The organism is Formosa algae (assembly GCF_001439665.1).
GTDB lineage: Bacteria > Bacteroidota > Bacteroidia > Flavobacteriales > Flavobacteriaceae > Formosa > Formosa algae.
Genome location: NZ_LMAK01000029.1, coordinates 1 through 3,648, shown reverse-complemented (window position 1 = coordinate 3,648; position 3,648 = coordinate 1). Strand labels below are relative to the sequence as shown.

At 32.4% G+C, this 3,648-nt stretch carries 4 protein-coding genes; 3 read left to right on the top strand and 1 reads right to left on the bottom strand.

Going from position 1 to position 3,648, the window contains the following annotated elements; all coding sequences use genetic code 11:
* The first annotated feature begins 162 nt into the window (after nucleotides 1-162).
* Nucleotides 163-1,374, top strand: coding sequence for an MFS transporter (locus AST99_RS09210; RefSeq protein WP_057781549.1), 1,212 nt, complete (start codon nucleotides 163-165; stop codon nucleotides 1,372-1,374).
* Between the two features lie 8 nt (nucleotides 1,375-1,382).
* Here AST99_RS09210 and AST99_RS09205 read toward each other — a convergent pair whose 3' ends face one another.
* Entirely contained in the window at nucleotides 1,383-2,399 is a 1,017-nt protein-coding gene (locus AST99_RS09205; protein WP_057781548.1) for a LacI family DNA-binding transcriptional regulator, read from the bottom strand.
* A gap of 373 nt (nucleotides 2,400-2,772) precedes the next feature.
* On the opposite strand from AST99_RS09205, the gene AST99_RS09200 reads away from it, so the two are divergent.
* Both AST99_RS09200 and AST99_RS09195 read left to right on the top strand, forming a co-directional pair.
* Entirely contained in the window at nucleotides 2,773-3,180 is a 408-nt protein-coding gene (locus AST99_RS09200) for a hypothetical protein (RefSeq protein WP_057781547.1), read from the top strand.
* Nucleotides 3,181-3,355: 175 nt separating this feature from the next.
* The coding region (locus tag AST99_RS09195) for a hypothetical protein (protein ID WP_198151457.1) at nucleotides 3,356-3,648 on the top strand (293 nt) is incomplete at its 3' end.

The window sequence follows — 3,648 nt, the reverse complement described above, 5'->3', positions numbered from 1 at the left end:
CCAATCGTGTTAAACAAAAAAGTCTCTTATAAACTTCCCCGCCTATCTTATTTAAGATACAGGACCTGCTATATATAAGACTTTCTAAATACTATATAAAAAACGTCCAATCTTATTCTGTTAAGTTGGACGTTTTTTTTTGCACTAACCAAACCAAAACCAATGAAAACCATTTTTAAAAATTACATAAACACCTTTAAAGGCTTATCTACCGAAGTGTGGTGGTTAGCGTTTATTACGTTAATTAACAGGGCCGGAACCATGGTTATCCCTTTTTTATCTTTATACCTTACTAAGAATCTAAATTTCACTTTAATAGAAGTCGGTTGGATAATGAGTGCATTTGGAGGAGGCTCTGTAGTTGGCTCTTGGTTAGGCGGAAAACTAACCGATAAAATAGGCTACTACAAAGTGATGGTGTTTAGTTTAATTGTCTCAGGATTTTTGTTTGTAGCCTTGCAATACTTAACAACATTTGTAAGTATATCTATTGGTGTTTTTATATTATTAATGGTAGCAGATATGTTTAGACCCGCCATGTTTGTGGCTCTAAGTGCATACAGTAAGCAGGAAAACAAAGTCCGTTCTGTAACCTTAATTCGTTTAGCTATTAATCTAGGTTTTTCAGCTGGACCTGCTATTGGCGGATTAATAATTGTAACCTTAAGTTATGGTGGCTTATTTTGGGTAGACGGTATAACATGTATTCTTGCTGGTATATTATTATTAAATGTATTGCATCCTAAAAAAGTAAAAGTAGCAGATGAAATTGTAGTAGAACACCCAAAATCGGCTTACCAAGATATCAATTACATTATCTTTTTATTTGCCATGTTATTATTTGGTGTTGCCTTTTTGCAATACTTTTCTACAGTGCCTTTATTTTACAAAGAAGAATTTAAATTATCAGAATTTCAGATTGGGTTATTAATGGGAATGAATGGTTTTCTAATTTTCGTATTAGAAATGCCATTGGTAAAATCCTTAGAAAAATCAATGCTCTCTAAAACTAGTATCGTAATATTTGGAGCCGCACTTACAGCCTTAAGTTTCATTTTTTTAAACATAAGCAGTTGGGTTGGCGTTTTAGTAATTGGGATGTTTTTTATGACTATTGGCGAGATGATTGCGTTTCCATTTTCTAATGCATTCGCTTTAGATCGTGCTAAAAAAGGAAACCAAGGCGAATACATGGCACTATACAGCATCTCGTTCTCTATAGCACATATTATTGCACACAATTCGGGCATGCATTTAATAGCCAAATATGGATACGAATTTACTTGGCACACTACAACTGTAGTCATGCTAGTTTGTATTGGTATTTTATATTATTTAAAAGGTAGAATGCTGAAACAAAAGGATCACCATTAAACTTTAATTTAGCGTGTAGAGTCACGCACTACGATATCTGTTTCGATAAATTCGGTGGCGAAAGATTTTGCATCGTCTCGCTTTTCTAATTTATCGATCAGTTTCTTAGCTGCAACAGCTCCCATAATTTCTCCATGCTGACTTACACAGGTTAATCTTGGGTGTGAATTACGAGCAAGAATACCATTGGCGAAAGAAATCACGGCCAGATCTTCTGGTATTTTATACCCATCTTCCTTAGCTAATTTCATGGCAGACAATGCAGAAGATTCATTAGTAGAAATAATTCCGTCAATTTTATGCTCGTATAACGGACGAATCATCGCATCGTATTGTTTATAATCAGGTTCGTTTGTATTAATAACCAAGTTAGGGTCTAAAGGCAAATTATTTTGTTCTAACCCTTTTTTATATCCTTCAAAACGTAAACGTCCGATGCTTAAACTTTTTAAAGGCGAAACAAAAGCAATACGTTTACATCCTTGTTTTACCAAATAACTAACCGCATCTGCAGAAGCGTTTAAATCGTCTGTAATAATTTTATCACATTCTACGTGTTCTGATACACGGTCGAACATCACGATAGGAAATCCAAATTTCACACTGTCTGTAAAATGACTAAACTCGCCATTCTCTTCAGTCTCTTTAGAGATCGCTAGTAAAAAACCATCAATGCTTCCTGTAGATAACATGTCTATAATTTCTACTTCCTTTTGGTACGATTCGTTAGAGATTGTTGTCATGATTCTATAACCATGACTAGCAGCTTCTTTTTCTATACCTTGCAACACTTGCATATAGAAATAATTAAGCATATTTGGAATGATTACACCAATACTTTTAGAGCGTTTATTTTTTAAACTTAAAGCATTATAATTAGGTCTATAATTTTTCTCTTTGGCGTAATTCTGAATTAAAATACGAGTTTCCTCACTAATTTCTGGAATGTCATGAAGTGCTTTAGATACTGTGGAAACGGATACATTTAATGCTTTTGCAATATCTTTTAAGGTGGTTTTTTTCATGAAATTGGCTATTAGTTTAAACTCGTAATTTTAATAATTTGAAAAATTATATGAAAGCTAAAATTATAATAATTTTTTGAAACTAAAAAGCGTACAAATTTATTAATTCGTAATTTTTACACTCGTTTCATACTACTTTACGGCAGTATCGTTAACAAATTGCTAATTTTACGAAATATTTAGTAAACTAAAAAACAGACCCTTATTTTCAGACTTTATTAACCTGTTTATAAACAGCACTAAACATCTCTACACTTGTAAAACATTTGAATAAAAATACTATTGAGCGCTTAAGCTTTATAATGGATTAAAATTTCACTTTTAAATACATCTTGTACAGTTTAGTGTTATTTTTGCAGTAATTAATTTAGAAATGGCACAGTCAGACAACACAAATATTAAAGACTTACCAATGTACAAAAAGTCTTTAGATGTTTTTAAACTCTCCCGACATATCGCGGCGTACATTACCTACGACAAAGATATAATTGCCATGCATACTTCTAAAAATTATTTAGATAAATACGCCGATAAATTAGTTATAGATGCTTTGGGTTTAGTACCCAAAATTGTAGAAACCGAAAATGAAATCAATCCTATTAAAAAAATAAAACAGGCTAAAGCTTTGCGTTTTTTTATAGACAGATTATACTATACCTCTAAGCACTTAGATAACAATACTACAAACTCGTCCGATTTTATAAGGTTATTACGCATAGAACTTAAAAAATTACGCATTCTACACAGACAATATGTCAAATCTTTAGTTCAGCAGAATTAATGTCTGTTTTTCAATAGAGGCATACATTTTAAATGTATAGTTTCTTTTTTAATATTTCAGAAGACATCCTAAACAGATCACTATATTTGATTTTTGTATCGCTAGTATCTTAGAACCTCATAAAGTGCTTTTTAATCTAAAACAGTGATAAAATAGAACATAGAACTACATAATAATGATAGAATTCCTTTTCTTTATTAAACTCATTGTCGCCATCGGATTAGTGATAGGCCTATCTCTTCTTGCTGAAAATGTGAGTCCGAAGGTTGCTGGAATTTTATCAGGTTATCCAACAGGATCAGCCATCACGCTATTTTTCTTCGGATTAGAAGTAACGCCGGAATATGCTGCAGAAAGCGCGGTTTACAATATGATTGGACTCAGCGCAGCTTTAACATTTGTATACGTTTATTATATAGCGTCTAAATATATTAAGACCTATACTATTCCTTTATCGGCGGTGTCGGC

Bases quoted from the DNA above. Each gene is read 5' to 3' on its own strand.
- AST99_RS09210 (WP_057781549.1), top strand. From the start codon at position 163: ATGAAAACCATTTTTAAAAATTACATAAACACCTTTAAAGGCTTATCT.
- AST99_RS09205 (WP_057781548.1), bottom strand. From the start codon at position 2,399: ATGAAAAAAACCACCTTAAAAGATATTGCAAAAGCATTAAATGTATCC.
- AST99_RS09200 (WP_057781547.1), top strand. From the start codon at position 2,773: ATGGCACAGTCAGACAACACAAATATTAAAGACTTACCAATGTACAAA.